23 protein-coding genes, 2 tRNA genes and 1 pseudogene are annotated in these 26,634 nt (G+C 56.2%); 11 read left to right on the top strand and 15 right to left on the bottom strand.

The genetic code is table 11. The features are described from left to right. The first annotated feature begins 47 nt into the window (after positions 1-47). Positions 48-461, top strand: coding sequence for a GyrI-like domain-containing protein (locus BHU62_RS11865; protein WP_073532189.1), 414 nt, complete (start codon positions 48-50; stop codon positions 459-461). Between the two features lie 22 nt (positions 462-483). Beyond that, complete coding sequence (locus BHU62_RS11860; RefSeq protein ID WP_165384357.1) at positions 484-852, top strand: glyoxalase superfamily protein; 369 nt, start codon at positions 484-486, stop codon at positions 850-852. 6 nt (positions 853-858) lie between these two features. Here BHU62_RS11860 and BHU62_RS11855 read toward each other — a convergent pair whose 3' ends face one another. Beyond that, a complete protein-coding gene (locus BHU62_RS11855) occupies positions 859-1,254 on the bottom strand; it encodes a cupin domain-containing protein (RefSeq protein WP_073532188.1) in 396 nt (131 codons plus the stop codon). 173 nt (positions 1,255-1,427) lie between these two features. Here BHU62_RS11855 and BHU62_RS11850 point away from each other — a divergent pair, with 173 nt between their 5' ends. Then, positions 1,428-2,321, top strand: coding sequence for a LysR family transcriptional regulator (locus tag BHU62_RS11850; protein WP_073532287.1), 894 nt, complete (start codon positions 1,428-1,430; stop codon positions 2,319-2,321). On the opposite strand, the gene BHU62_RS11845 is transcribed toward BHU62_RS11850, so the two are convergent. Further along, the gene (locus BHU62_RS11845; protein WP_073532187.1) at positions 2,318-3,307 is read right to left on the bottom strand and encodes an aldo/keto reductase; all 990 of its coding nucleotides are present in this window, start codon (positions 3,305-3,307) and stop codon (positions 2,318-2,320) included. The two genes, BHU62_RS11850 and BHU62_RS11845, sit on opposite strands and share 4 nt — an antisense overlap. Positions 3,308-3,614: 307 nt before the next feature. On the opposite strand from BHU62_RS11845, the gene pqqU reads away from it, so the two are divergent. The 4 genes from pqqU (at position 3,615) to BHU62_RS11825 (ending at position 8,849) form a co-directional block, all read left to right on the top strand. Beyond that, positions 3,615-5,753: a TonB-dependent receptor PqqU gene (gene pqqU / locus BHU62_RS11840; RefSeq protein ID WP_415915709.1), complete on the top strand. Its 2,139-nt coding sequence runs from the start codon at positions 3,615-3,617 to the stop codon at positions 5,751-5,753. 147 nt (positions 5,754-5,900) lie between these two features. Further along, positions 5,901-8,273, top strand: a complete 2,373-nt coding sequence (locus BHU62_RS11835) for a glucose/quinate/shikimate family membrane-bound PQQ-dependent dehydrogenase (protein WP_073532186.1) — start codon at positions 5,901-5,903, stop codon at positions 8,271-8,273. Positions 8,274-8,487: 214 nt separating this feature from the next. Then, positions 8,488-8,673, top strand: coding sequence for a hypothetical protein (locus tag BHU62_RS11830; RefSeq protein ID WP_073532185.1), 186 nt, complete (start codon positions 8,488-8,490; stop codon positions 8,671-8,673). Continuing rightward, the gene (locus BHU62_RS11825; RefSeq protein ID WP_073532184.1) at positions 8,670-8,849 is read left to right on the top strand and encodes a hypothetical protein; all 180 of its coding nucleotides are present in this window, start codon (positions 8,670-8,672) and stop codon (positions 8,847-8,849) included. The genes BHU62_RS11830 and BHU62_RS11825 overlap by 4 nt, the downstream gene beginning before the upstream one ends. A 31-nt stretch (positions 8,850-8,880) precedes the next feature. Here the strand turns inward: BHU62_RS11825 and BHU62_RS11820 are convergent, their stop codons facing one another. The 3 genes from BHU62_RS11820 to BHU62_RS11810 all read right to left on the bottom strand — a co-directional run bounded on the left by BHU62_RS11820 (position 8,881) and on the right by BHU62_RS11810 (position 11,114). Next, positions 8,881-10,314 carry an EmmdR/YeeO family multidrug/toxin efflux MATE transporter gene (locus tag BHU62_RS11820; RefSeq protein WP_073532183.1) on the bottom strand — a complete coding sequence of 478 codons (1,434 nt, stop codon included), beginning with the start codon at positions 10,312-10,314 and terminating at the stop codon, positions 8,881-8,883. 114 nt (positions 10,315-10,428) lie between these two features. Next, positions 10,429-10,827, bottom strand: coding sequence for a type II secretion system pilot lipoprotein GspS (gspS, locus tag BHU62_RS11815; protein WP_073532182.1), 399 nt, complete (start codon positions 10,825-10,827; stop codon positions 10,429-10,431). 86 nt (positions 10,828-10,913) lie between these two features. Continuing rightward, positions 10,914-11,114 (bottom strand): hypothetical protein, encoded by a 201-nt coding sequence (locus tag BHU62_RS11810; RefSeq protein WP_073532181.1) that lies wholly within the window; start codon positions 11,112-11,114, stop codon positions 10,914-10,916. 217 nt (positions 11,115-11,331) lie between these two features. Between BHU62_RS11810 and BHU62_RS11805 the strand changes: the two genes are divergently transcribed. After that, entirely contained in the window at positions 11,332-11,766 is a 435-nt protein-coding gene (locus BHU62_RS11805) for a DoxX family protein (protein ID WP_073532180.1), read from the top strand. Between the two features lie 9 nt (positions 11,767-11,775). Here the strand turns inward: BHU62_RS11805 and BHU62_RS11800 are convergent, their stop codons facing one another. Both BHU62_RS11800 and BHU62_RS11795 read right to left on the bottom strand, forming a co-directional pair. Further along, complete coding sequence (locus BHU62_RS11800; protein WP_073532179.1) at positions 11,776-12,456, bottom strand: helix-turn-helix domain-containing protein; 681 nt, start codon at positions 12,454-12,456, stop codon at positions 11,776-11,778. Between the two features lie 280 nt (positions 12,457-12,736). Beyond that, positions 12,737-12,826, bottom strand: a tRNA-Ser gene (locus BHU62_RS11795). Between the two features lie 92 nt (positions 12,827-12,918). Here BHU62_RS11795 and mtfA point away from each other — a divergent pair. The 3 genes and pseudogenes from mtfA to BHU62_RS25400 form a co-directional block, all read left to right on the top strand. Continuing rightward, complete coding sequence (mtfA, locus tag BHU62_RS11790) at positions 12,919-13,719, top strand: DgsA anti-repressor MtfA (protein ID WP_073532178.1); 801 nt, start codon at positions 12,919-12,921, stop codon at positions 13,717-13,719. A 99-nt stretch (positions 13,720-13,818) separates the two neighbouring features. Beyond that, positions 13,819-13,894: transfer RNA gene (locus BHU62_RS11785), tRNA-Asn, on the top strand. Positions 13,895-14,004: 110 nt separating this feature from the next. Beyond that, positions 14,005-14,199, top strand: a pseudogene (locus BHU62_RS25400) (Arm DNA-binding domain-containing protein); the annotation flags it as partial. A 286-nt stretch (positions 14,200-14,485) separates the two neighbouring features. Here the strand turns inward: BHU62_RS25400 and accD are convergent. The 8 genes from accD to BHU62_RS11740 all read right to left on the bottom strand — a co-directional run bounded on the left by accD (position 14,486) and on the right by BHU62_RS11740 (position 26,627). Continuing rightward, positions 14,486-15,400 carry an acetyl-CoA carboxylase, carboxyltransferase subunit beta gene (accD, locus tag BHU62_RS11775; RefSeq protein ID WP_073532177.1) on the bottom strand — a complete coding sequence of 305 codons (915 nt, stop codon included), beginning with the start codon at positions 15,398-15,400 and terminating at the stop codon, positions 14,486-14,488. Positions 15,401-15,936: 536 nt separating this feature from the next. Continuing rightward, positions 15,937-16,818, bottom strand: a complete 882-nt coding sequence (locus BHU62_RS11770) for a hypothetical protein (RefSeq protein WP_073532176.1) — start codon at positions 16,816-16,818, stop codon at positions 15,937-15,939. Between the two features lie 167 nt (positions 16,819-16,985). Beyond that, on the bottom strand, positions 16,986-17,699 hold the full coding sequence (locus tag BHU62_RS11765; protein WP_073532175.1) for a 4'-phosphopantetheinyl transferase family protein: 714 nt from the start codon (positions 17,697-17,699) through the stop codon (positions 16,986-16,988). 82 nt (positions 17,700-17,781) lie between these two features. After that, on the bottom strand, positions 17,782-18,969 hold the full coding sequence (locus tag BHU62_RS11760; protein WP_073532174.1) for an MFS transporter: 1,188 nt from the start codon (positions 18,967-18,969) through the stop codon (positions 17,782-17,784). Between the two features lie 70 nt (positions 18,970-19,039). Beyond that, complete coding sequence (locus BHU62_RS11755) at positions 19,040-20,764, bottom strand: non-ribosomal peptide synthetase (RefSeq protein ID WP_073532173.1); 1,725 nt, start codon at positions 20,762-20,764, stop codon at positions 19,040-19,042. A 22-nt stretch (positions 20,765-20,786) separates the two neighbouring features. Continuing rightward, positions 20,787-23,690, bottom strand: coding sequence for a beta-ketoacyl synthase N-terminal-like domain-containing protein (locus tag BHU62_RS11750; RefSeq protein WP_073532172.1), 2,904 nt, complete (start codon positions 23,688-23,690; stop codon positions 20,787-20,789). Then, positions 23,687-24,001, bottom strand: a complete 315-nt coding sequence (locus BHU62_RS11745; protein ID WP_073532171.1) for a Dabb family protein — start codon at positions 23,999-24,001, stop codon at positions 23,687-23,689. Before BHU62_RS11745 ends, BHU62_RS11750 begins: the two co-directional genes overlap by 4 nt. After that, on the bottom strand, positions 23,994-26,627 hold the full coding sequence (locus BHU62_RS11740; RefSeq protein ID WP_073532170.1) for a polyketide synthase: 2,634 nt from the start codon (positions 26,625-26,627) through the stop codon (positions 23,994-23,996). The genes BHU62_RS11745 and BHU62_RS11740 overlap by 8 nt, the downstream gene beginning before the upstream one ends. Positions 26,628-26,634 lie beyond the last annotated feature (7 nt).

Below are 26,634 nucleotides of genomic sequence, written 5' to 3'. Positions count from 1 at the left end.
TGCTACCTTTAGGCCTCTCGTTCGAACGGTTAAAAGGAATTTCCAGTATGCAACCTCTCGTGGTACAGCTGCCCGGCTTTTACGTCGCCGGCCAAACGGTCAGAACCACCAATCAGGACGAAACCCGGCCCGAGACGGCAAAAATCCCGGCGCTGTGGTCAGACTTTTTCGCCACCTCGCCCGCCACGCCGGTCTATGGGGTCTACTCCAACTACGCCTCCGACGCCGGCGGGCCGTTTGACGTCACCGCCGGCAGCGCGGCAGAGAGCGGTTTGCACATCCAACCCGGCCGCTATCTGGTGTTCCAGGCCCGTGGCGCCATGCCGGCGGCGGTTATCGCAGGCTGGCAAGCCATCTGGGCCTATTTCGAGCAACACCCGGAAATCGAACGCCGCTTCCTGACCGACTTCGAAGCCTATACCGGCCCCGAGGCGGTCGATATCCATATCGGCTGCCGCTAACGTAACAGTGAGATCGACGATGATCACCTTCTCCCCTGCCATTCCGATCCTGCGCATTTTTGCGGTCGACAAGGCCAAAGAGTTTTATCTGGACTTTCTCGGTTTCACGCTGGAGTGGGAGCACCGTTTCAGCGAAGATCTGCCGCTGTACATGCAGGTGACCCGCGCCGGATTGACGCTGCACCTGAGCGAACACTATGGCGACAGCACGCCCGGCGCCGCTATTTTCATCCCGGTGCACGATATCGACGCGCTGCACCGGGAGCTCACGGCCAAAAACTACCGCTATGCCCGGCCGGGGTTGGAGGTTGTCGACTGGGGCAAAGAGCTGAACCTGACCGATCCGTTCGGCAACCGCCTGCGGTTTTGCGAGCAGAGCCACGAGGCCTGAGCGGCCTTATTGCCGGTACTCCGCCTCGCTAACCGGCTCCAGCCAGGTCACCGGGCTGCCGTCCACCGCTTCGGCGATGGCGATATGGGTCATGGCGGTATCCGGCGTCGCGCCGTGCCAGTGTTTGACGCCTGCCGGGATCCAGACGATATCACCGGGGTACATTTCCTGCGTCGCCTCGCCCCACATCTGGATCCAGCCGCGCCCCTGAGTGACGAGCAGCGTCTGGCCGAGCGGATGGGTATGCCAGGTGGTGCGGGCGCCGGGTTCGAAGGTGACGGTCGCGCCGCCTACCCTGGCCGGCGCGTCACCGGCGAAGGGTGCGTCGATGCGTACCTGCCCGGTAAAATATTCTGCCGAACCGCGCTGCGAAGGCAGTGAACCGCTGCGTTGTATTTTCATCTGTCGTGTCCTCCGCGCCGGCGCTCGAAGCCGACGCTGATAGTTATGAGCCAGTGATGCCAAGATAGCCTCCTGCTTTTCCGGCGACTAGCGGGTAAAATGCGCAAGGAGCTATGAGCTCAATTCATGAATCTACGCGCGGCAGCGCCCTAACCTTGCTCTCCGGTGCCGGTATGTTGAAAGAAAACTTTAACGATCTGATCGCTTTCCTGATGGTCGCCAGGGAACGCAGCTTCACCAAAGCGGCGGCGCAGCTTGGGGTTTCCCAATCGGCGCTCAGCCACGCTATCCGCGGGCTGGAAGAACGCCTGGCGCTGCGCTTGCTCACGCGCACCACCCGCAGCGTCGCCCCCACCGAGGCCGGTGAGCGGCTGCTCAACAGCATTGGCCCGCGCTTTGCGGAGATTGAAAGCGAGCTGAACGCGCTGGGTGAAATGCGCGATCGGCCCGCCGGCAACATCCGCATCACCGCCGGCGAACACGCGGTGGATGCGGTGCTGTGGCCGGTGCTGCGCACTTTTCTCGTCGATTACCCGGATATCAACGTGGAAATCACCGTCGACAACAGCCTGACCGACATCGTCGCCGGGCGTTTCGACGCCGGCATCCGGCTGGGGGAACAGGTGGCAAAGGACATGGTTGCGGTGCGCATCGGGCCGGACATGCGCATGGTGCCCGTCGCTTCGCCCGCCTATTTCGCCCGTTACGGCCTCCCCGCTACGCCGCAAGCGCTGCAAAACCATCGCTGCATCAACATGCGCCTGCCCACCTTGGGCGGGCTGTACGCCTGGGAATTTGCCCGCGATGGCCGCGAGCTCAAAGTGCGGGTCGAGGGGCAACTGACCTTCAACAGCCTGCGCCAGCGGATCGATGCCGCACAGCTCGGCCTCGGCATCGCCTTCGTGCCGGAAGACACCGTCGCCGACGCGCTGGCCGACGGGCGGTTGCAGATGGCGCTGGACGACTGGTGCCCGCCGTTTCCCGGCTATTACCTCTATTATCCGAGCCGCAGGCAGCACACCACCGCCTTTGCGCTGCTGATTGAGGCGCTGCGGCGCCGGGCTTAACGCCCGACGTTTTTCTGCAGATGCGCCGGATAGCGGTCGCCGATCACGTCGATAGCGGAGAGCGCGCGCTCAATGTCACCCAGTTCGTCCGCCGCCAACGCGACCGACGCCGCCGCGAGGTTTTCTTCCAGCCGGTGGCGCTTGGTGGTTCCCGGGATCGGCACGATCCACGGCTGCTGCGCCAGCAGCCAGGCCAGGGCGATCTGCGCCGGCGTCACGCCCTTGCGCTGCGCTATCTGCCCCAGCACGTTCACCAACGCCTGATTGGCCCGGCGCGCCTCGGCGCTGAATCGCGGCACCACGTTACGAAAATCGCCGCTGTCGAAGGCCGTGTTCTCGGTGATCGCGCCGGTGAGGAAGCCTTTACCGAGCGGGCTGAACGGCACCAGACCGATGCCCAGCTCCGCCAGCGTCGGCAAGATTTCACGCTCCGGCTCGCGCCACCACAGCGAATATTCGCTTTGCAGCGCCGTGACCGGTTGCACCGCGTGAGCACGCCGAAGGGTTTGCGCGCCGGCTTCCGACAAGCCGAAGTACTTCACTTTGCCTTCGCGGATCAGTTGCTGCACCGTCCCAGCCACCTCCTCGATAGGCACCTCGGGATCGACGCGGTGCTGATACAGCAAATCGATAGTCTCTACCCGCAGGCGCTTCAGCGAGCCTTCCACCGCCCGACGAATATGCTCCGGGCGGCTGTTCAACACCTGTTGCCCCGCCGGCTGCGGCAGATCGAAACCGAACTTGGTGGCGATAACAACCCGATCGCGCACCGGTGCCAGCGCTTCGCCCAGCAATTCCTCGTTCGTGAACGGACCATAAATCTCGGCGGTATCGAAGAACGTCACGCCCTCGTCAACCGCGGCGCGGATCAGATCGATCGCCTGTCGTTTATCGGTGGCCGGGCCGTAGCCAAAGCTCAACCCCATGCAGCCCAACCCCAATACCGAGACTTCCAGCCCTTCGCGCCCCAACTTGCGTGTTTGCATCTTCACTCTCCCGCTGATTGATACCGGCTCCGCCTGACGCGACGCCGCTCTGGTGTGATGACTGTAAAAGACGACGGCCACAATGACTATGGGGTGAAATACGCTTGGGCTTATGAACCAGGCTCATGAATCGGTGAGCCGCCGCTGCGGACTGCAGATTTTTCCGGGAACGTTCCTGCCCGAGATACTCTATACTGACGTCAGGATGCCTTCCCCTTTTCGTTTAGCGTCATGTAGATGGAGCGACAGATGGCTAACTCTGAATTGATTCTCGATTTCCTTTTCATACCAGTGGCAGATTGACCCCATGACCAATAAAAAAAGCGCCGTGCTTACTCCGGTAGCGATGCTATTGCTGCAGCCTATGTTCATCAGCCAGGCGTCGGCGGCAGAAAAAAGCGAAGAACAGAGCGACACCCTGGTGGTGATGGCGCAACCCACCGGATTGACGGAACTGGGATCGCCGGTCTCCGTCAGCGTGATCGACGGCGCAGACCTGCGCAACGCCGCGCCGCAGATTAACCTGTCGGAAAACCTCGGTAGCGTGCCGGGCCTGCAGATCCAAAATCGGCAAAACTATGCGCAGGATCTGCAGCTTTCGGTGCGCGGCTTCGGCAGCCGCTCGATGTTCGGCGTGCGCGGGGTGCGCATGTACGTCGACGGCATTCCCGCCACCATGCCCGACGGCCAGGGACAAACCTCCAACATCGACATCAACTCCGTCGAGCGCATCGAAGTGCTGCGCGGCCCCTATTCCGCGCTGTACGGCAACGCTTCGGGCGGGGTGATCAACATCGACACCATTACCGGCACCCAGCCGCCGACGCTGGAAGCCGGCGGTTATTTCGGCAGCGACAACACCTGGCGCTACGGGGTGAAAGCGACCGGCGCCACCGGCGACGGCACCCAGGCCGGCGACGTCAACTACGCCATCTCCGGCACCCGCTTTACCACCCAGGGCTACCGCGATCACAGCGCCGCGCGGAAAAACCTCGGCAACGGCAAGCTCGGCGTGCGGCTGGACGACGTCAGCACCCTGACGCTGATGTTCAACAGCGTCTCGATTGACGCCGGCGATCCGGGCGGCCTGACCGAGGCGGAATGGAAGGAAAACCCGCGCCAGGCGCCGCGCGCGGATCAATTCAACACCCGCAAATCGCTCGACCAGACCCAGGCCGGTCTGCGCTATCAACGCCAGATGAGCGAGCGCGACGAACTGACCCTGACCGCCTACCACGGCGAGCGCCACACCACGCAGTACCAATCGTTTCGCAGAGAACTACAGCTCAATCCTGCCCACGCCGGCGGGGTGATCGTGCTGGAAAGAAAATATCAGGGCATTGACACTCGCTGGAAGCATGAGGATACTCTCGCATCGTTACCGGTAACACTGATCGGCGGTCTGGATTATGAAACCATGACCGAACGCCGCCAGGGGTTCGAAAACTTTATTCTGCGAGACGGCACAGTGGACTACGGCGAGAAAGGCAACCAGCGGCGCAACGAGAAGAACCGCATCTGGAACCTGGATCCTTACCTGCAAACCTCTTGGCAACTGACGCCGCACTGGACGCTGGACGCCGGCCTGCGCTACAGCACGGTCAGCTTCGACTCGACCGATTACTACATCACGCCGCGCAACGGCGACGACAGCGGCAGCAAACGCTACCACCAGTGGCTGCCGATGGGCTCGCTCAACTACAAGATCAGCCCGGCGTGGAACGTTTATCTCTCCGCAGGCCGCGGCTTTGAAACCCCCACCACCACCGAACTCTCCTACCGCCCCGACGGCCAGCCAGGCCTCAACCTCGGCCTGCAGCCGTCCACCAGCGATACCGTTGAACTGGGCAGCAAGCGGCGCCTCGGCAACGGCCTGGTGAGCGCCGCCCTGTTCCAGACCAATACCGACAACGAGCTGGTGGTGGCGAAAAGCCAATACACAAATACTACCTACGCCAACGCCGGCAAGACCCGGCGGCGCGGCCTGGAGCTGGCGCTGGATCAAGAGTTTGCGCTGGACTGGCGCCTGCATATGGCCTGGACGCTGCTGGACGCCACCTACCGCAGCGAAATGTGCGGCAAATCCGGCTGTACCCCCGCCGGCAATCGCCTGCCGGGCATCGCGCGCAACATGGGCTACGCCTCGCTGGCCTTTGCGCCGCCGGAAGGCTGGCACGCCGGCGCAGAGCTGCGCTACATGAGCGACATTCAGGCCAACGACGCCAACAGCGCGCAGGCCCCCTCTTACACCGTGGCCGGCGTAAACGCCGGTTATCGCTTTACCTGGAACCGCTGGGCGCTGGACGTGTTCAGCCGGGTAGACAACGTGTTCGATCGCCGTTACGTCGGTTCGGTGATCGTCAACGAAGGCCAAGGCCGCTATTTCGAGCCGGCGCCGGGTCGCAACTGGGGTGGCGGCGCCACTCTGTCTTACCGCTTTGAATAAGGCAAAGCACCTTAAGGTTAAAAGACGGGATGGGTTTTACGTCACCCTGGCGGCTTCCCGCTGAAATATTAGGGAGAAACCGCGTGTTTTTTCCGATTTGGCTTAATCTCTAAATCGGGGACTTTCATTTTTGGTAAGGGTATTGCTATGCAAAATAAAGCGTCACTATCGCCGCTTATCGTCATAACGGCGCTGTTTGCCGCCCTGAGCGGGCTTTATCTGCTCGGCGGCGGCATCTGGCTGGCCAAGTTGGGCGGTTCGCTGTATTACATCATCGCCGGGCTGGTGCTGCTGGCGACTTCCTGGCTGCTGTTCCGCCGCCGCGCCACCGCGCTGCTGCTGTACGCCGTGTTCTTGCTGGGCACCACCCTATGGGCCTTGTGGGAAGTCGGGCCGGACTTCTGGGCACTGACGCCGCGTCTTGACGTCACCTTCTTCTTCGGCCTGTGGCTGGTGCTGCCGTTTATCTACCGCAAGCTGGTCGCCAACGGCAAATTCGCCTACTGCGCGCTGAGCGCGGCGCTGGCGATCACCGTCATCGCGCTGGCCTATGCCGTGTTTAATGATCCGCAAGAGATCAACGGCACTCTCGACGCCGCGCAGGTACAGCCGAAAGACACCACCGGCGCCGACTGGCCGGCCTATGGCCGCACCCAGGAAGGCACCCGTTACTCGCCGCTGAGCCAGATCAACGACAAAAACGTCGGTCAGCTTCAGGAGGTTTGGCGTTTCCAGACCGGCGATCTGAAAACCGCCAACGATCCGGGTGAGATCACCAACGAAGTCACGCCGATCAAGATCCGCGATACCCTTTACATGTGTACGCCGCACCAGAAGCTGTTCGCACTGGATGCCGCCACCGGTAAAGAAAAGTGGAAATTCGATCCGCAGCTGAAGTACAACGCGACCTTCCAGCACATCACCTGCCGCGGCGTGTCTTATCACGAAACCGCAGCCGCCGCGGGCGCTGCAAGCGACGCCACACCGGCGATGTGCGCCCGCCGCATCATTCTGCCGGTCAACGACGGCCGTCTGTTCGCGCTGGATGCCGAAACCGGCAAACCGTGCCCGGACTTCGCCGACAACGGCGAGCTGAACCTGCAGGCCAAAATGCCATATGCGACGCTGGGCCGCTATGAGCCAACCTCGCCGCCGGTGATCACCGATAAAGTGATCGTCGTCACCGGCGCGGTGACCGACAACTACTCGACCCGTGAGCCTTCCGGCGTGATCCGCGGCTTCGACGTCAACAGCGGCAAACTGCTGTGGGTGTTTGATCCAGGCAACAAGGATCCCAACGCCATTCCGGAAAACGAACACCACTTTGTGCCGAACTCGCCTAACGCCTGGGCGCCTGCCGCCTATGACGCCAAGCTGGATATCGTCTATCTGCCGATGGGCGTCGCCACGCCGGATATCTGGGGCGGCAACCGCACCCCGGAAATGGAGCGCTACGCCAGCGGCCTGTTGGCGCTGAACGCCACCACCGGCAAGTTGGTTTGGTTCTATCAGACGGTACACCACGACCTGTGGGATATGGACGTGCCGGCGCAGCCGACCCTGGCGGACATTACCGACAAGAGCGGTAAAAAAGTGCCGGTGATCTATGTGCCGACCAAAACCGGCAACATCTTCGTGCTGAACCGCACCAACGGCGAACTGGTGGTGCCGGCGCCGGAGAAACCGGTGCCGCAAGGCCCGGCCAAAGGCGATCGCCTGTCACCGACCCAACCGTTCTCCGAGCTGACCTTCCGTCCTGAGAAGAAACTGACCGGTGCGGACATGTGGGGTGCGACCATCTATGACCAGCTGGTCTGCCGCGTGATGTTCCACAGCCTGCGTTATGAAGGCACCTTCACCCCGCCTTCCGAGCAGGGCACGCTGGTGTTCCCAGGCAACCTGGGCATGTTTGAATGGGGCGGCCTGGCCGTCGATACCGATCGCGAAATCGCCATTGCCAACCCGATCGCGCTGCCGTTCGTGTCCAAACTGATCCCGCGCGGCCCAGGCAACCCGATTGAACCGCCGGCAGACGACAAAGGCGGCAGCGGTACCGAAACCGGTATCCAGCCGCAGTACGGCGTTCCGTTCGGCGTCACGCTGAACCCGTTCCTGTCACCGTTCGGCCTGCCGTGCAAACAGCCGGCCTGGGGTTACATCTCCGCCGTTGACCTGAAAACCAACGATATCGTGTGGAAAAAACGCATCGGCACCGTGCGCGATAGCTCACCGCTGCCGCTGCCGTTCAAAATGGGCATGCCGATGCTGGGCGGCCCGGTGACCACCGCCGGTAACGTGTTCTTCATCGGCGCCACTGCGGATAACTACCTGCGCGCCTTCAGCGTGACCAACGGTGAAAAACTGTGGGAAGCGCGCTTGCCGGCCGGCGGCCAGGCGACACCGATGACCTATGAGGTCAACGGCAAGCAGTATGTGCTGATCTTCGCCGGCGGCCACGGTTCCTTCGGCACCAAGCTGGGTGACTATGTGGTCGCTTACGCCCTGCCCGATCAGAAGTAACCGCCGCAGTTAGCCCAATGCAAAGCACGCCGCAAGGCGTGCTTTTTCTTTATCGTTCCGCCCGCACGCCATCCCTCTTGATTTTCCCATTGCATCATTGATAATAATTATCATTCGCAATATTATGACTGCGTTGGCCCCGGCAGCGGCCGACAATCCTTCTCCGCCTTAATCGGCAAAACAGCCGCCTGCTGGCGGCCTTATTCGGAGGCGCATGGTCAGTCACACTCAAAGGCACCACAAGAAAATTCTGCAAGCGGCGGCAAAGACCCGGCGCGCCGGCCTGGCGTTCATACCGCCTTCCCCTGCCAACCCGACCTTTGTCAGTCTCGCCCACCAAACAGAGGCCGTGCTGGTGCACCTGATCGGCCATGATGACGCACAGGAGCCGCCTGAATGAATGTGCAGCCTTTTACCGCCCTGTTGATGTTCGCTTACGTGCTGCTGATGGTGCCGCTGCTTTACGCCGTCGATAGCCGCCTGAGCGCCGGCAGGCTGGTGCGCAAAGCCACACAAAATGCCATCATCATCGTGTTGACGCTGCTGTTTTTCAGTGCGATGACGCTATTGTATTGACGCCGTTCTGATGACGCCCGTCAGCGCAGCGCTATCCGGCATCCGCTCGCCGGGCCCGCGGATATTTCCACAGCCAGCGCCCGCTGATCATCCGCCAGTAGAACAGGGCGCCGCGCACCGCCCAATCGAGGAACATCCCCAGCCAGACGCCCACCACGCCCATGCCCAGCTCGATGCCGAGCACATAGCCGGCCACTACGCGGCAGCCCCACATGCCGAGCATCGTCACCCACATGGCGAAGCGGGCGTCGCGGGCGCCTTTCAGCCCGGCGGGCAGCACCCAGGAGGCGGCCCAGATCGGCATAAAGGCGGCGTTGAGCCAAATCAGGGTTTTCACCACCGTTTTGACGTCATCCTGCGAGGTATAAAACGCGGCGAACACCCCGGCCAACGGCGCCGTGCCCCAGGCGATGGCGGTCAGTCCGATGGTCGACAGCCAGAAAATATGACGCAGCTGCCGCTCCGCCTGACCGATCTCCCCTTTGCCCAGCCGCCGGCCGACGATGATGGTCGAAGCCGATCCCAACGCATTGCCCGGCAAGTTGATCAACGAAGCGATGGAGAACGCGATGAAGTTACCGGCGATCACGTTGGTGCCCATGCCGGCGACGAACATCTGCGTCAACAGCTTGCCGCCGTTGAACAGCACCGATTCGACGCTGGCGGGGATACCGATACCCAGCACTTCCCATAGGATGTTCATTTTCAACGGGGTGAAATAGCTTTTCAGCGTGATGTGCAGCGCCGGGTTAAAACCGATCGCCAACACATAGAGAATGGCGATGGCGCCGATATAGCGGGAAATCGTCAGCCCTAGCCCGGCGCCGATGAAGCCCAGGCCGTGCCAACCCAGCATGCCGTAAATCAGGATGCTGCTGATGATGATATTGAGAATATTCATGCCGCCGTTGATCAGCAGCGGGATCTTGGTGTTGCCCGCGCCGCGCAGCGCGCCGCTGCCGATCAGCGCAATCGCCGCCGCCGGGTAACTCCACACCGTGGTCTGCAGGTAGGAGAGCGCCAGCGCTTTCACCTCCGGCGAGGCCGCACCGGCGATCACATCGATGATTTGCTCGCCCGCCAGATGAATGCCCGCCGCCAACAGCAGCGCCACGCCGGTCATTAACACCAGAGACTGGCGCGCCGCCGCACGCGCCCGCCGCCGATCCCGCTTGCCGAGGCTGAAGGCCACCACCACGGTGGTACCGAGATCCACCGCGGCGAAAAAGGCGATGATCACCATGTTGAAGCTGTCCGCCAGCCCTACCCCGGCCATCGCCTCTTTGCCCAGCCAGCTCACCAGAAAGGTGCTCAGCACCCCCATCAACAGAACGCAGGCGTTCTCCAGAAAGATCGGCACCGCCAGCGGCGTGATCTCGCGCCAGAACAGCACGCGGTAACTTTTACGTTTGGCGTGCCAGGGCGTATTTTCCACGCGCTGACGCAGTGCGGCATACAGGTTCAAGATGGGCTCGCGGGATAAAAGTGAAACATCATTTCAAATGATGATCGATAAACCGTTATCCTGCAAAGAATTTTTGGGCGCCCGCGACGAGCGCCCGAAGGGCTTATCGCAGCGCTACTCCATGTAGTCTTCCTGATCGGCCTGGGCCGCCGCGATAAAGCGCGCAGTGCTGCGGCTGAGCGCAGCGCATTTGTCCGTCAGCAGCTGATTATCCTGTTGCAGTGTCAGGTAACGCGCCTGGGTGAGCGCCGGCAGTTGCCGATATCCCGCCGCATGGGTGTCCCAACCGCGGTGCTGCGCCGCGCGCATCGCGGTGCGTTGCAGCTTCACGTCGTCCGGCACATCGCTGCGCCCGCAGTCCACGCGCAGGAAGTGCCCGCCGGCCAGCATCGAAGCGATGTGATCCAACTGCGCCTGCAACGGCGGCGGCGGCTTATGCGCCGTCTGCTGACAACCCGCAAGCAACAGCAACGCCACCGCGCCGCAAAGAGAAGTGCGAAACAGAGTAAACATGGGAGCTCCCGGAATACCTGTGGGTGATGAAATGATCTTAGGTGAGCGAATGTCACGCGGCAAGGCGGGCAGCACGCGATGCCCGCTTAACGCCGGCCGTTGCTGACCTTGGTGGCGCGGGCGGGATTGCCGGCGATGAACTCCAGCGTGGGAGAATAGTAAAACGGCAACCAGGCGTTATAACCGCTCTCCCACTCCCATTTGACCGGGCAGGGCCACAGCATGTCTTCATGCAGGATGTAATAGATCCACCGCCCAGGCGGACGGCGCGGTTTGCGCATTTTCATAGCGAGTACGACGGCCTGATAGCGTGCGATAAGGTCAACTGCTGCATTTTACCGCGATTTTGGTCGCGGGGACAGCCTGCGTTGCCGGGAAGATATCTCGCCAACCTTCGCCCGACAATTCCGCGCAAAGCCCGCCTTTTTACTGATCCAGAACATATTCCGCATCCACCCGACTGATATATTGATTGAAAATCATTCCTATTCAGGAGGAAAGGCCATGGTTAAGTCACTGAATGCGGCATTCACTCGCCTTTTTGACCACCCGGACGCAGGCAAATTGGCGCTCAGGCTGACCTTCGGCGGGCTGATGCTGTTTCACGGCGTGGCGAAAATTCAGCATGGCGTCGGCTGGATCGCCGGCGCGCTGCAGGAGCAAGGGCTGCCCGCCTTCATCGCCTATGGCGTGTATGTGGGCGAGATCCTGGCACCGATACTGATTATTTTAGGGCTGTTCACCCGCCCCGCCGCGCTGGTTTACGCCTTTACATTGGTGGTGGCATTCTTGATGGTCGGCACCGGCAAGGTGTTTACCGTCACCGATGTCGGCGCCTGGGGGATTGAAAACGAGCTGGTGTTCTTTATAGGGGGGCTCGTCATCCTGCTGCTGGGCAGCGGCAGATACGCGATCGTGCGGGATGAGGCTTATCGGTAAGCAGTACTATCAATAAGGAGGTTCCTGATTCGAACCTCCTCTCTTCTGAATCAGCAACTCACGATCGGCCAGCCGGTACACCGGTACCTTGCGCGTCGTGCCGGTCAGGGTGTCGAAGATCTCCGTTTCCGCCGTCACGATCGCCATGCCGGCCTTTCTGAGCCTGCGCACCTCGGCGGCGATGCGCTGTATGCCGAACCAGAACAATCCGTCCAGCGCCGTGACCCGCAACCCTTGCTCCAACGCCAGCTTAAGCCGCTCGCGCGGCGCCTTGAGCGTTTTGGCGATTTCGCGGTAAGGCAGCGCGTCGGTTCCCGATGAGGCCTGGCGATGAATGCGGGTCGACAGGCTGTACTGAAAGGCCTCCGGCACGCCGCTCAAATCGCTTTTCAGGCTATAAACACAGCCGAAACGCTTACCGTTGAACACCACACTCTTTTGGCTGATCTGCAGTTCATCGCGCATGCCGGCGATCAGCTGCGGCGCCCGCACCAGCAATAAGCGGAAAGGCAACTCAAAGCTGGTCACATAGTCCACGTTGAGCAACGCAATGCGCAGGCGCTCTTCCGCCCCGGCCTGCGTCTGGCGGCACTCATTCAGCACCTCGCTCCACTGGTGCGCCAGCCGCGGGGCCTCATCCAGCGGCACGAAATGGTATTTCTCGATGTGATAGTCGATTTTTTCGTTCATGTCCGTTGCCCCGCGTCAGTCATCATTGCCATCAGCAAATTACCTTACCCGCGGCCAACAACACAACACCGCATCGCGCGGCAGGATGAGCAAAACCGGGAAAATGGCGCAAGCCGGGGTGGCGATCACAACATGAGGAACATCAAGACGAAATGACGGTTTGATAGCGGCAGCAGCGGCAAAGGGTCAGGCCAGGAAAATAAGGGACGGCAGCCGATAAGAACGGTGGCTTTACTGTGATGGGGATCGTTGAAAGATTTATTCGTAAGTGATTGAATAGTGGCGGAGAGAGGGGGATTTGAACCCCCGGTAGAGTTGCCCCTACTCCAGTTTTCGAGACTGGTCCGTTCAGCCGCTCCGGCATCTCTCCTAACAACGCTTGCTATCATGCCCGCTTTTGCGGCATTTTTACAGCACTAGCATGCAGTTGAACGTTCAAGTGATGAGTTTACGAGCAACCTGATGATTAAATGGCCGTGGAAAGCGACTCAACCTTCTCAACCCCAGGCAGACGTCCAGGCCCAGTGGCAGGACGCATTGGCGATCCCGCTGCTGTCGCCGCTGAATGCGCAGGAGCAACAGCGGCTGGTGGCCGTCGCCGGGCAGATTTTGCAGCAAAAGCGCATCGTGCCGCTGCAGGGGCTGCAGCTCACCTCGCAAATGCAGGCGCGCATCGCCCTGCTGTTCGCCTTGCCGGTGCTGGAGCTCGGCGCGGAGTGCCTCGACGGCTTCAATGAAATCCTGCTCTACCCCACCCCGTTTGTGGTGGAAGACGAATGGCAAGACGAGATCGGCCTGGTGCATTCGGGGCCGGTGGTGCAGTCCGGCCAGAGCTGGGAACAGGGGCCGATCGTGCTCAACTGGCAAGACGTGCAGGACTCGTTCGATCTCTCCGGTTTCAATCTGGTGATCCACGAAGCGGTGCACAAGCTGGATATGCGCAACGGCGGCGTTGCCACCGGCGTGCCGCCGATCCCGCTGCGCGAGGTGGCCGCCTGGGAACATGACCTGCACGCCGCGATGGAAAGCCTGCAGGACGAGATCGACCTGGTCGGCGAAGAGGCCGCCAGCATGGACGCCTACGCCGCCACCGATGCGGCCGAGTGCTTTGCCGTGCTGTCGGAGTATTTTTTCAGCGCCCCCGAGCTGCTGGCCGGACGCTTCCCCGCGCTGTATCAGCACTTTTGCCGCTTCTACCGCCAGGATCCGCTGGCGCGCCTGTTGCGCAGCCAGGCCGAAACCGACGCGCCATTGCTTGGATGACGGGTGCATTGCTCAGATACCGAGCAGTCGAACCGCCTGGGGAAATTTAGCGTTGACACACCTGGGGCAGCTGGATATCATGCGCCCCGTTCACACGATTCCTCTGTAGTTCAGTCGGTAGAACGGCGGACTGTTAATCCGTATGTCACTGGTTCGAGTCCAGTCAGAGGAGCCAAATTCTCGCTTTCACGCCTCTTTGCGAATTTTTATGTGATTTAGATTCAATAAGTCAGCGCGAAAAATCTTACCGGTGCATTTTTAGTTTTTCCTCTGCACCGGAAGAATTTGAAGGTCAGCGAGCTCGATGACAAAGCCCCCCAAAAAACACCCCTTAATGACACAAAAATCCGCAGTTTAAAGCCATCCGTAAAACCCTTTGAAATTTCCAACTCCCACGGTCTATACCTTTTAGTAAATCCAGGCGCTTCACGTCTCTGGCATCTCAAATATCGTATCAATAGAAAAGCATCACGCCTCGGCTGAGGTGTCAGTATCCCGCTTAACGGGCCAGAACGGGTCTCACTGGCGCTTACACGGCATCAGGATGGATTCCATGGCTGCCCGCCACGGCGAAGACGAATGACGCCCCATGCGTGTCGCCACATCGCGCGCGTTAACCCAAGATCGCTCGTTTTTGTATGCAGAGATGTTCAAGATAAGAAAGCGGCGTGGCGAGAGGAATATCGTCTTTTCCATGATGCCCGCGGTGGTTAACGGTTAAGAAAAGCAAAAAGGGCAGCGCCTGGTGGCCCTGCCCTTTGCATTATCAGGCATCAGGTTCCTGAGCCGGTACCGGCGGTACCACCACGTCTTCGCGCGGCGAATCTGGATTCGGCGCCGGGAGATTCATCAGCTTCGTCAGGATGCTGGCAAGCTTGAAGCGCATTTCCGGCCGGCGAACAATCATGTCGATCGCGCCTTTTTCAATCAGGAATTCACTGCGTTGGAAACCCGGCGGCAACTTTTCACGCACGGTCTGCTCAATAACGCGAGGCCCGGCAAAGCCGATCAGCGCTTTCGGTTCGGCGATGTTGAGATCGCCAAGCATCCCAAGGCTTGCGGACACGCCACCCAAGGTCGGGTCAGTCAACACGGAGATGTACGGCAGCCCCCGCTCCTGCATCTTCGCAAGCGCCGCAGAGGTTTTCGCCATCTGCATCAGCGACATCAGCGCTTCCTGCATGCGTGCGCCACCGGATGCGGCAAAGCACACCAGCGGGCAGTTATCTTCCAGCGCCTGCTCGACGGCGCGGACAAAACGCGCACCGACCACAGAACCCATTGAACCAGCCATAAAGGAGAACTCAAATGCCGCCGCGACCACAGGCATGCCGTACAGCGTGCCTTTCATCACGACCAGCGCGTCTTTCTCGTCGCTCTCTTTCTGCGCAGAGGCCAGGCGGTCTTTGTATTTCTTAGCGTCGCGAAACTTCAGCGCGTCTTTCGGCTCAAGTTCGCTCCCCAATTCCACCAGCGTTCCTTCGTCCAGCAATCTGTGCAGGCGATCGCGCGCGGCTATACGCATGTGGTGATCGCACTTCGGGCAAACCGACAGGTTGCGCTCCAGCTCGGCACGGTACAGAACCTGGTCGCAGCTGCTGCACTTGGTCCATACCCCTTCCGGGATGCTGGCCTTGCGGGTGGAAATTATGTTGCTTTTAATTCGTTCAATCCAGCTCATTGATAACCTTTTTTCCTGAACCTAGTCGATGCTAGTTTTACCATAAGCAGCCAGTAATGCTATTTTTACCGCTTACAGGCCATGAAATGTTGCACATTAAAACATAAGAGACAGAAACATGGGAAAGAAAAGTGGTCTAACCCCTCTCGGTCCCCTGCTTGACGACGCTCGTGGCGTTATTTCGCCCATTGTGCCGCCACGCGCTTATCACGGATCATTTCAACCCACCCGGAAAAACCGACAGAGTAACCGATCGCGACAATCATAAATGTTAAGTTTTCCTGCACAATGGGCAGTTCGCCCACCACGTTATAGACATAGACGACAAAGTGGCGGTAGGACAGGTCACCACCTCATTTAACCTGCATTATTTGACAAACAACGCCCCGGTACCCTAAACAACCATCAGGGCAGAATGATGGATGAGCAGTTAGGGGCTGAAGCAGATAGCGAAGGATGTGCGCATTAAAGCAGCTTACGCAAGGCACCGGTTTGAGGCCGGTGCCAGGCGATAACCCGATGTGTACCTAGTGCGCTTAGAGCTCAAATACTTGCTCCTCTTTCCTGAAGACACTTTTTCTCACCACCACTCTCGGCTGGCATCGGATAAGATTGGATTCGTCGTAAGCAATCAGACAACCTGGCGAGGCGATCATTTCATCTGCAATCTCATCCAGATATTGAAACAGCTCTTCACTGAGATGGTCAGACTGATACGGGGCCAGGACGTAATCATAAACCGATAATAAGAGATTGTTTATGGTTGCCAGGTCATTCACAAATATCCGAGCCACCTCTTCTAATATCTGTCTTTTTTCTTGCTTGTCATGGATACCACGATACATAGTGAAATCCAGCTGTCCTTGCCTTAACTGACGCCAAACCCAGTGGATCGGCTGAGAAAGTGTGGTATCCACGTCGCAAAAGTCCACGCTGACAGAAATCTCATTGTGATCCAGCACTTCCTGGTTCATCGAGGGGTCCCCCAATAACCATGCGTTTCTGTCCTCACACCAGTATTCAATCAGAATTTGCTCAGGGTAAATATCCTGACTGAAGTAAGTGCAATAGGCGTAGCGTAATCGTGAAGGGATGTTTTTGTACCTCATCATGTCGAGCGCCATGATAGCGATGGTCAAACAATGCCCGACGAGCTTATGTTCAAAGGGGATCGGGTTGGTAATGGATGTCACCCCAGAGTTGGACAATCTGCCCAGTATGACTTCAGGCTGATTGATATCAATGTCGTTGTACCTTTCCGGGCTTATCTTATATTTATTAACCCCTTTATAATGCTCTACTATATTTCTTGCCACTTTAAATATCTCGCCCACAGAATCGGGAATATCACGATAATAATCGTCATATTCTGTCGATTGGCGCTCAGTATACAGCAACGTCGTATTTTCAGAGTTCAAAATTATTTCCTATCTGTTTTTTGGTGTGGCCGCCCCTGGCGTCATGTTTAAAAACGCAGAAAAGAGCGACACACCCGATGTCAGAAAAAATAACAGCAGTTCATCTTTAACGTCATTCAAATATAACGGAAGGTCATGGCGTAAAACTTTTCATGGGCGCGGTCAGTTTACTTGTGGTAACCATCAGCAATCACCGTGACAACGGTATGAGCAAAAAACTGGAACCACCCGGTAAAATGAGTGCCTGTGCTATAGCGCCCACTCCAGTCACAGGTCAGTTCAATCTGAAACTGTGCCGATTCTTCACATACCCGCGTCAGCCTGGCGGCACTGAAATCCTGAAACAACAGCGTGTGAGGATAGAGCGCTTTATACAAGGCTTCTTTGGCTGAAAAAATCAGAGTAGTCAACTGCGGCTGAGCAAGTGCGCAACCGCCTCGAATCACGTCATTCCATTCGGCTTCAGAGACGATGGCTCTCATTAGCTTGGTACATTGATCGGCCGTGAACACCGTTTCTGTATCAATACCCACAGCCTGATAGCGATCGTGCCGGCAGACAGCCGACACCGCTAATGCTCGCGTGTGAGAAATGGACCCACGGTAACCCGAAGGCCACTGAGGAAGCCGATGCTCCCCCATTGGAAGAGCGAGTGTTTCGCAGCCAAGAAATTGGAGTGCGCGTCTGGCGGCCAGTCGGCCAGCAAAGTACTCGGCCTTTCTTTTTGGCCCCGCTCTTGTTAGAGGCGCGGGGCATTCCATACCGAAATCCAAGAAAAGCGACTCATCGAAGCGCCTGAAATCAAAGGCGTTGTACCATAATACCAAATGCCTAAACAGAGGAGGAACCACCCTCTGACTGGCGTTCAAAAATGGAGGCATGCGCCAATTCCTTAACCCGATAAGCGGCACGCATCGAGACATGCCTGAGTCGTGCCGAGAAGTCAGGCGTGGCTGGAGGCCGCTATTGCTGCTTGAGCAATCGCTGCAAGACCAGTGGCTGTACGAGCGTGAGGGCTAACGCACAGGCGGCCAATATCTCAAGGTTGTGTAGCTGTTGCTGCTCTTCAACCAGGATGCAGGACGAAAGGATGGCAGCCAAACCACTAAACACATGTTGGCAGATGCTTTGCAGAGACATAAAAGCCGCTCTTACGTTAGGCTCAGGGACGGTAGTATTGACTGTGGCTGCGGCAATCGTTCGCGTTGCCGTCAACGCCATAAATGCAGTAAAAATAACCAAAGGCGGTAAGAGCGGAACATGCATAAAACCGTCGAAAATCACCACAAAGATGCCGACTGCGAGCCCCATCACGACAGCGCGCGCCCCCATCTTGTCAATCATACGACCAACAATTTGTAGCACGATCACGCTGGCCCCACCCCCGATCAGGTAATACAGACTTAAATCATCCCGAGCAACGCCGGCGTTGAGTTGCAGCCAAACGGCCAGATTCGGCAACAGAAGAAACGTACTTAATACGGCCAGACCTAGCGAGGAAATCGCCAGTAAAACCCGGCGATTGGCCATCAATGCCAGGAGGGACACATCTGGCGGCCTGGACGCCGTTCCCTGCAGATGCCCCTTAAGGCTTGGCAGCAATACCACCACCATCGCTGCCGCCAGCATCCCTGAAGCACCGACCACGTAAAAAGGCGTGGACCAGTGATACCAACTTGCCAGCTTGAGACCCAAAGGCACGCCAGCAATCGCGGCAATAGAAAAAGCCCCCATCACGGTGGCCATGGCCCGACCACGGCGCTCTGCGGGGACACAGTCCGTCATAATGGCGAGAGAGATGGCGACTAATGGGCCTGCGAAAGCGCCTGCAACAATGCGGGCAAACATTAAGCTTTGCATATTCCAGGCATGCGAGCACATCAAGGTGGCCACTGACAGCCCAAGCAACATAACTAACACGACCCGTTTGCGATCGAACCTGTCGATGTACTTCGCCAGCAGCAGTGAAGAGACGGCGGCAGCTAAGGTGTAACCGCCCCCAAGATAACCGATATTTGCCGCCGACATCTGTAACGCACGGGCAAAATCCGCCCCGAGTGGCATAACGATCATAAAATCTACAGCATTAATAAATTGAATAAGCGCCATCAACCAGATGACTTTCTTCTCAAGCGCGTGAGAGTCGTTCATGTTGTCTCCAGTGTTCAGACTTATTGGCCGAGCGAACGTGCCGATAAGTCTGAATAGACTCAGATTAAAATTATATGCATTCCAGTTCGTTTATCAGCTTATTAAAAGATGGCCGATCAAAGATTTCGTGTAGTTCTAAGTTGGGATACAACTCAAGCATGTCGATATGAAGAGAGATGGCTTGCATCGACGTTAACCCCAGTTCAAAGAAGTTATCGTCTTTTGACATCCGGGTGATATCCATATATTGGCCCAGGATTTTACCCACAGGGTGGGATGCCAGCGCTGATGGCTCGCCCAGAGATACGGAGACACTTGCCCCAGGCGCCCTACTCAAAAGCTCGAGGCTCATTTCTTCAAGCCTGTTTGCATCGATTTTACCGCTCAACGTATAAGGCAATGCCGAGATAGTGAAAATATGATGGGGGACCAAATAGTGGCTCAACGTTGACTCAAGACATGCCCTTATCGCCGCCTCAGTCAACCCCGAGCACTCCACCCAGCCGATCAGTTTTGCTGAATCCGTCAGATCGTCATGAAGAGGAATGACCGCAGAACCTGACACGCCCTCTATCGCTTCAAACGTGTCCGTAATTTCCGCAGGCTCCACCCGATACCCATTGATTTTGATAAACCCGCCTTCTCTGTGAAGAAAATTGACGATGCCCTCGTTATCTACATAACCAATATCATTGGTATCATACATCCGTCGATTGACACCCCCGATGCGTACCTCGGTGAATTTTCTCGCCGTCAACTCAGGGTTATTAAAGTAGCCCAAAGCCAGGCCATCCCCGGAGATATAGATACGCCCCGGCTCACCTTGCGCGCACTCTTGCTGATGTTCGTTCAATACCCAGAGCTGGGTGTGGCGTATCGGCCGCCCAATACGCGTGTCCCCTCCTTGCCGAATGACATGCGCACTGGACCAAACGGTGGTTTCTGTTGGCCCATACACGTTGCACAACCAGTCACTTCGTTCAAACAGCGATGAAGACAGTTGTGGCGATAGAGATTCGCCACCCACCAACACTTTTTGGAATTGCCACCCCTTATCCATGTAGGCTAAGAGACCTTTGAATAGCGAAGGCGTCGCCTGGTAGACGGAAGGCGACCAACGCATGATTTGCCTTGCGACCTGCTGCGGCGAGTAGATTTCTTGATCTGTCAGCAATATTAAGGTGCCACCACTCGACAATGGTACGGAGTATTCGAGGAAGAAAATGTCAAAGGCAATCGACGTTGATGATAACCACGTTTGTTCGGGCTTGAATGCCAATAAAGAGCAAAAGTATGTAATTACGTTAGCGCATCCAATATGGCTGACCATGACCGCTTTAGGTGCGCCGGTTGAGCCAGAGGTATATATTCGATAGGCCTCTTGAGACGTGCGCGACAGCCTCTCGTGCTCAAACGGGGCATTCGTCTGCGACAGCCTGTTGACGTCAACTGTTTCTTGGCATTGGCTGGTCTTCACATTGCTGATGTACAAATAGCGCGCTTGAGAAAGAATATGATCGATCTTCTCGCTTGAGGTCCGCGGATCAACGGGAATATACGGGATCCCCAGATAATGACACGCTAATATTGTGGTGATGAGCGACTCATCTCTCTGTAAACACAGCACCACGCCTTCCACCTTGTCATCGATTTCAGCCTGGATACCGACGGCAACCCGCTTTGCCTTTTGTTGGAGTTGAGCGTAATTAATTGCATTGTCACCCGCAATAAGTGCAATGTTCGTTGGGAATACTTCCGCGATAGATTCAAACTTTTCGATAAATGTAGAGTTCATTATTTTTCATCTCGTGGAGGTTTTATAGATTGAGCAAGGCGCTGTCTATATTGGACACCAACGTAGACATAAGGCTTGCCACCGTTTCCCTGGAGTAGACCGCTTGATTGAACATCATCTCGATCGCGAGCCCCTCTTTCTCAGGCACAAGATTGACTGTCAAATTGCCATACACCGGTTGGTAGCGCGTCGAATATTCAGGAAGCGTAAACTGCCGATACTTTAGAACATTGCCTTTGTTTTGGTTCTGATACATAAAAAGAATGTCATACACACCTTGACCGTTTCTCCCTGCCAGGGACGAGATTCTATCTAAAGGCACGTGGGCATGAGGCAAACTGTTCTTCAGCGCGTTATCCGTCTCATTCAGGATCTCGTAGAACTGCCCCGACCTGCAATTGACGACAACGGGAATATTATTCATTCGGCAGTCAATCACGGCCCTATCGGATTCCGACCGATTGGCCAGCGTCATCCCTGTGCAAACAACGGCGGTATCGAGGAATTCTGACAAGGTGGTATTGAATAGCGCATAGAGCACGACAAAGAGGGATTTCTTATGGGTCCTGGCTATATGGTGAACCTTTGAAACCCGTTCTGCTGTAAGGCGCGAGACCACCGTCCCGGTGCTCAATCTCTCCGCATTTAAAGCGCGAGTGGGATCGCGCGGTAATGACGTCTGCGTAACGCCATTCAGAGCGTTCTGCCAGAACGCAAGGCTGGCGTTGGACATGCCAGGCTCCGCGTGCTGAGGCAGACGGACGCTGTTTAGCGGCCCATTTTCTTCCCTCGCCTCGGACAAGACTTCCAACAGGTTGTGCAAACCCGTCCCATCGATCGCGATGTGATGAAAATTCAGCACCAGCAGCCTGTTAGCGCCATGTCGAAGCGTCGTTACCCGACAAAGCGGCCCCATCTCGAGATCAAATCGTTGCTCATACACGGCCTGCAGTGGCACCGGCAACGAAGCCTCTGCAGGCACCTCCACCGAGCGCGTTTCAACGATCTGTGCACGTTTGGCCGCCAGTGCAACGCCTTCTTTGGTTATCTTGTATTGGTGACTAAATTGAGGGAGCTGCGCAAGAATTTTATCCAACGTTTGCGTGAAGGCTTCTAGCGGAAACGCCTGCGGGATCTCGACACATATCGGCACATTATATTGACTGCGATCGCCTCGCTGCAGTTTTTCCAATAAATAAAAACGCTGTTGATAAGGTGACAACACACCGTGTGGGTGGACATTGTCACTCATCGATTGGCGATCCGGTACAGGCTGGGCGGCAGACGACGCCTCCCTGACAATCGCATTCGCTAATGCCTCGGGCGTCGAGTGCTTGTAGATGGTTTCTGTCGTGACATCGATACCTAACTCTGATTTGAACAACGCGAGGAGTTCAACAGCCGTCACCGAATCGCCATACAGATCGAAGTAGTCACTGTCTGGGTAAACCTCATCCTCCCCAAGCACTCGCTGGTAGAAAGACAGGATCTGAGGCAATAATGAGGACGGCGTAACCCGCGTCTGTTCTCCAGAGGGAGACGGCCTGATGGCCTCCTTCTCACAGCGGGCATCTTTTATTGTTGCCATTTGAGAGAAGAATGAATACACGCTGCCCTGGGTCTCCCGGCGGGCCGGTTTCTTCGGTGCCTGGGGGCGTGCTTTGCCGTAACCTTCAAGCACAATGTGGGCGTTGGTCCCCCCCACGCCCATCGAGCTAATAGCGGCCAGGGAGGGCTTGCCAGGATCCAATGGAATATTGTCCGCCGTAAACAATAAATGCTGTTTCTCCGTCTCCTGGAGTAATGCATTGAGCTGAGACAGATTGGACGTTCCGGGGTAAACGCCTTGTTTGAGTGCCAGCACAGATTTGATCAAGGAAGCGATGCCCGACGCCCAGAAAAGATGGCCGATGTTCCCTTTGACCGACCCCACGACCACCGGGGATAACGTGGCGTCCGCAGCGTAACTGTCCATTAATTGGCTGAGTGCCTGAACTTCCATGGGATCGCCCACGACCGTTCCTGTTGCATGGCATTCGATGAACTGCAGCTGACGAGGGTTGATGGCCGAATGGCGGTAGATTTGAGACAACAGCTGCCACTGACCGTTGACCGAAGGGGCGGCAAAACTGGTCTTGTTCCTCCCGTCGTTGTTACTCAACGCATTCGCAATCACGGCATGGATAGTGTCACCGCTCTCTTCGGCATCCTGAAGCCGCCGAAGAATGACCACGCCCCCGCCATCGGAGGGAACGGTGCCATCAGCATGATGGTCAAAAGGCCGGCAAATGCCTGTTTGAGAATAAATGGACCCAGGTTCATACTTATAGCCCATCGCCAGCGGATAGGAGATATGCACCCCACCACAAATCACGGTATCGCAACGTTTTGTTTGCAGCATCCAACAGGCTTCAACAATCGCGGTCAATGATGAAGAACAGGCGGATTGCAGATTGAAACACGGCCCCTGAAAGTTAAATATATGGGCGACACGGGTAGCCATAAAATCGGCCCCCTTATTGAGGTTGAGGAGCAGCGCATTAGGCGCTTCAACCTGACCTTCTGCGACGCTTTTTTGCAGTTGATCATGGTAGGTATGATTGCTGCCCTGCGTCGCTATCACGGCAACCGTCCCCAGCGTGGCTGGGTCGTGATATTCGCCATCAAGCAGCGCCGAGTCGACCAGTTCGATGAACTTTCTCAACTGCGGATCCATGACCAACGCTTCCTTCTCAGAAAGACGATAGCGCTGCGCATCAAACGTTTCGGGATCCGGGCACAGCCCCTTCGATCTGATGTGTCCATCTTGATCGGTATATGACTGATAGGACACCCGCCCATGACACAGGTTGTCCCAAAATTGGTGGTAGTCGTTGGCCTCTGGAAACAGTCCGGACATTCCTGTCACTGCGATTTTATCTTTCATCTCTCTTCCTCGACCACGGCCATATCGAAGACAATTGCCTCTGAAATAGCAGAATTTAATGTTTCATGAATAAACGTTTGATGGTGATGATTGACTTGATAAGCGTCTCTGTCTTGTTTCGAGCTAAATTCCATAACAAATGCGAACTCAAAGCCTGAATTGTTCGCATTATCACCATCATTCATCCCATAGCTGTATTTTTTGATATAAGGAATTCTATTTTTCAACTCACCTAGCTGATGAAGTAATTTCAGCGCATCCGGTTTGGAAATAAATTCTTTGAATTTAAACAAGATGATATGCTTATACATTCTGTTCTAAAAACTCCCGAATGAATCCTGAAACCTTATCAATATTTAATTCGGACACGACTCCAACATGATCCGTGTTGACTTCCCTCACCATCATTAAGTCGTTTACTGGCCAGTTGTTGTTGGCCTTTTTCAACGACTCGAATACACGGGAGAGCATGCTGTTTTTAATCTGTACAAGAGGAGACGTCGCCACGATGTTGAGCAGGGGTAAGTTTATCCTGGGATCCTCAAACGCTTTAACCATACCTCTCTCTATGTCAAATAACGACTTGAGACTCTCTCTTGCTCTTTCATCCCCGCTAATCGAATTCGAAAAGCAGCTAAGATCCATAAAGTAGGAGAGATAGTCATCCGTAAAGAGCACTGAACTATCAGGAGAATACAGAACCGAATCCAATAATATATTGCCTTTCACAGCAACTTTTCCGCTTAACAGTTCCGTTATTTTCCTGGCTAATAACCCACCTAATGACCAACCTCCAATGAAAATGGGAGTGGCGGTATCTTTCACACTCGCAAAAATATCATCCGCATACATTTTCGCGAGTTTATCCATTGAGATTATTTTATTTTCATTATAGAGATTGTATGAGTCGACCCCGAGAACCTCAATGTCGCCGGCAATACTTTTCGACAGTTTTTTGTATATTTCCACGCCGGAAATAGAGGCATGAATCAATATAAGCGTTGCCCGTGTTTCACCGGACGGAACAAAAAGCGTTTTTATCAGCGAAGATGCTGTTTGAGTTCTGACCAATCTATTCAGTTCTTTCAGTTGGGCACTGAAAACATCATATTTTTCAACCCAGTCCATCGTCAAAGTAAGATCAAGCGCGGTATTGATATCGGTGACCAATGACAGTGCGAGGATAGAATGCCCCCCCAGGTCGACAAAGCTATCTTCCTGGTTTATCGAGTCAAGCATAAAATTCTCGAGCCAAATCTTACGCAGGGCCTCTTCGCAAAGAACCGCGTTGTCTATCGTCTCTTCTCGCTGCGCGTCGTCTACTTTGGTTTGCGGCTTAGGGGTGGACTCGAGCCTGACGACACGTTTGGCATCAACTTCGCTCGCGTTGATCGCGATCGCTTTCCCCGTATACTCATTTAGACACACGTCCAGCGGATGACCGACAACGCCTGAGCGCAATCTGGCGGCAATTTGCTCTTGAAGTTCGTTAAGTGAAGCAACTGCAAACGCCACAGTGCAGCTCTTGCCCACAGAACGTCTTGTCATGGTGTACGCCACATCTTCCAGCGAATGAGAGGCGTTCTTTAATTCTTCCTGGAGCTGACATAGCAGGTGCTGCAGGCGTCCACCATTGTCTGCACCGATCATGACGACAACTGTCTGCGACGCGCCTTCCTCGGCCAATGCAGAACACACATCCCCACGAATGATTAACGCACAGTTGGTTCCGCCGATGCCTAAAGAGTTAACCAGGCCCGTTAAATTTTCCTTTCGACGGCTTTCTAAGGGGATATAGAAAGGCGTCCGTTCCAATTGCAAATTCGGATTTAGCGATGAAAAATTGGCTGCCGGGTATAACTTATGGTTCCACACTTGCAGCACAGACTTTAACAAGCCAGCATGGCCGGCAACGACATCCAGGTGGCCAATATTGGCTTTGACTGACGACAGGGCCGTGTTATTGGTTGCCAGTTCCTGACTCATAAAGGCTTTTTTCAGTGCCGCGACTTCCAGGACATCGCCAATTTTGGTCCCCGACCCGTGACCTTCAACAAAGTCGATGTCCTTCGCCGCCAACGCCGATTTCGCAAGCACATTTTGGATGTTTCTTGCGATACCACGGGTTGACGGCGCGGTATAACTTGATTTCGCTCTTCCGTCGTTGTTGATACTGCTTGCGGTCAGCACACCATATACAGTGTCTTTATCGCTGCGGGCTCGCTCGAGGGCTTTGAGTACAAACACCACGCAACCAAACCCGGGCACCATGCCATCTGCAGTGTGAGAATAAGAGGCTAAAACACCGCTTTGCGACAGATTCATGCCCGGTTGGTACTGATACCCGGAATGAAGAGGATAAGGCAGGCAGGCTCCGCCTGCGATGGCCATATCACAGTCCCCCATAGCGATACCTTGCATCGCCATATGGACAGAAAGTAAGCCGCTTGAGCATGCCGACTGTACCCCTACGGCCGGACCTTGCAGATCGAACAAGTATGCGCATCGCAACGACTGTTGTTCTTTGTTCGAGCCAATCTCTATCTCGAAAGGATCGTACTTATCCAGCGCCAATTGGCTATCTGCAAGAAAAGAGGGGTAATGGCTATCGGAAGATGAGGAGTAAACACCGACATTCAGGGCACCGCGTGTCGGGTTGTAGCCAGCCTGTTCCAATGCGCGCCATGCACATTGAATGAACATGCGTTGTTGAGGTTCAATAATGTAACTGTCCCGCAGTGACATCCCAAACAAGTCGTAGTCAAACTGGTCGGCTCCCTGCACGTAACCCGCCCGGCTGACCCAACCGTCACGATGATTGTCGGAGGAGAGCGGGTCGGTCAGCGCATCCTGACCAGATTCCAACAACGTGTCCAGCTCTTCCATATTACTTGCACCAGGCAAGAGAAAAGAGAAGCCAATAATCGCTATATCCATTTTATGT

Source organism: Serratia marcescens (assembly GCF_001902635.1).
Taxonomy (GTDB): domain Bacteria; phylum Pseudomonadota; class Gammaproteobacteria; order Enterobacterales; family Enterobacteriaceae; genus Serratia; species Serratia marcescens_F.
Note: the sequence above shows the minus strand (reverse complement) of the source record. Positions and strands in the feature narration are given on the sequence as shown.

Bases quoted from the DNA above. Each gene is read 5' to 3' on its own strand.
- BHU62_RS11865 (WP_073532189.1), top strand. From the start codon at position 48: ATGCAACCTCTCGTGGTACAGCTGCCCGGCTTTTACGTCGCCGGCCAA.
- BHU62_RS11855 (WP_073532188.1), bottom strand. From the start codon at position 1,254: ATGAAAATACAACGCAGCGGTTCACTGCCTTCGCAGCGCGGTTCGGCA.
- BHU62_RS11850 (WP_073532287.1), top strand. From the start codon at position 1,428: ATGTTGAAAGAAAACTTTAACGATCTGATCGCTTTCCTGATGGTCGCC.
- BHU62_RS11845 (WP_073532187.1), bottom strand. From the start codon at position 3,307: ATGCAAACACGCAAGTTGGGGCGCGAAGGGCTGGAAGTCTCGGTATTG.
- pqqU (WP_415915709.1), top strand. From the start codon at position 3,615: ATGACCAATAAAAAAAGCGCCGTGCTTACTCCGGTAGCGATGCTATTG.
- BHU62_RS11835 (WP_073532186.1), top strand. From the start codon at position 5,901: ATGCAAAATAAAGCGTCACTATCGCCGCTTATCGTCATAACGGCGCTG.
- BHU62_RS11830 (WP_073532185.1), top strand. From the start codon at position 8,488: ATGGTCAGTCACACTCAAAGGCACCACAAGAAAATTCTGCAAGCGGCG.
- BHU62_RS11825 (WP_073532184.1), top strand. From the start codon at position 8,670: ATGAATGTGCAGCCTTTTACCGCCCTGTTGATGTTCGCTTACGTGCTG.
- gspS (WP_073532182.1), bottom strand. From the start codon at position 10,827: ATGTTTACTCTGTTTCGCACTTCTCTTTGCGGCGCGGTGGCGTTGCTG.
- BHU62_RS11810 (WP_073532181.1), bottom strand. From the start codon at position 11,114: ATGAAAATGCGCAAACCGCGCCGTCCGCCTGGGCGGTGGATCTATTAC.
- BHU62_RS11805 (WP_073532180.1), top strand. From the start codon at position 11,332: ATGGTTAAGTCACTGAATGCGGCATTCACTCGCCTTTTTGACCACCCG.
- BHU62_RS11800 (WP_073532179.1), bottom strand. From the start codon at position 12,456: ATGAACGAAAAAATCGACTATCACATCGAGAAATACCATTTCGTGCCG.
- mtfA (WP_073532178.1), top strand. From the start codon at position 12,919: ATGATTAAATGGCCGTGGAAAGCGACTCAACCTTCTCAACCCCAGGCA.
- accD (WP_073532177.1), bottom strand. From the start codon at position 15,400: ATGAGCTGGATTGAACGAATTAAAAGCAACATAATTTCCACCCGCAAG.
- BHU62_RS11765 (WP_073532175.1), bottom strand. From the start codon at position 17,699: ATGCCTCCATTTTTGAACGCCAGTCAGAGGGTGGTTCCTCCTCTGTTT.
- BHU62_RS11760 (WP_073532174.1), bottom strand. From the start codon at position 18,969: ATGAACGACTCTCACGCGCTTGAGAAGAAAGTCATCTGGTTGATGGCG.
- BHU62_RS11755 (WP_073532173.1), bottom strand. From the start codon at position 20,764: ATGAACTCTACATTTATCGAAAAGTTTGAATCTATCGCGGAAGTATTC.
- BHU62_RS11750 (WP_073532172.1), bottom strand. From the start codon at position 23,690: ATGAAAGATAAAATCGCAGTGACAGGAATGTCCGGACTGTTTCCAGAG.
- BHU62_RS11745 (WP_073532171.1), bottom strand. From the start codon at position 24,001: ATGTATAAGCATATCATCTTGTTTAAATTCAAAGAATTTATTTCCAAA.
- BHU62_RS11740 (WP_073532170.1), bottom strand. From the start codon at position 26,627: ATGGATATAGCGATTATTGGCTTCTCTTTTCTCTTGCCTGGTGCAAGT.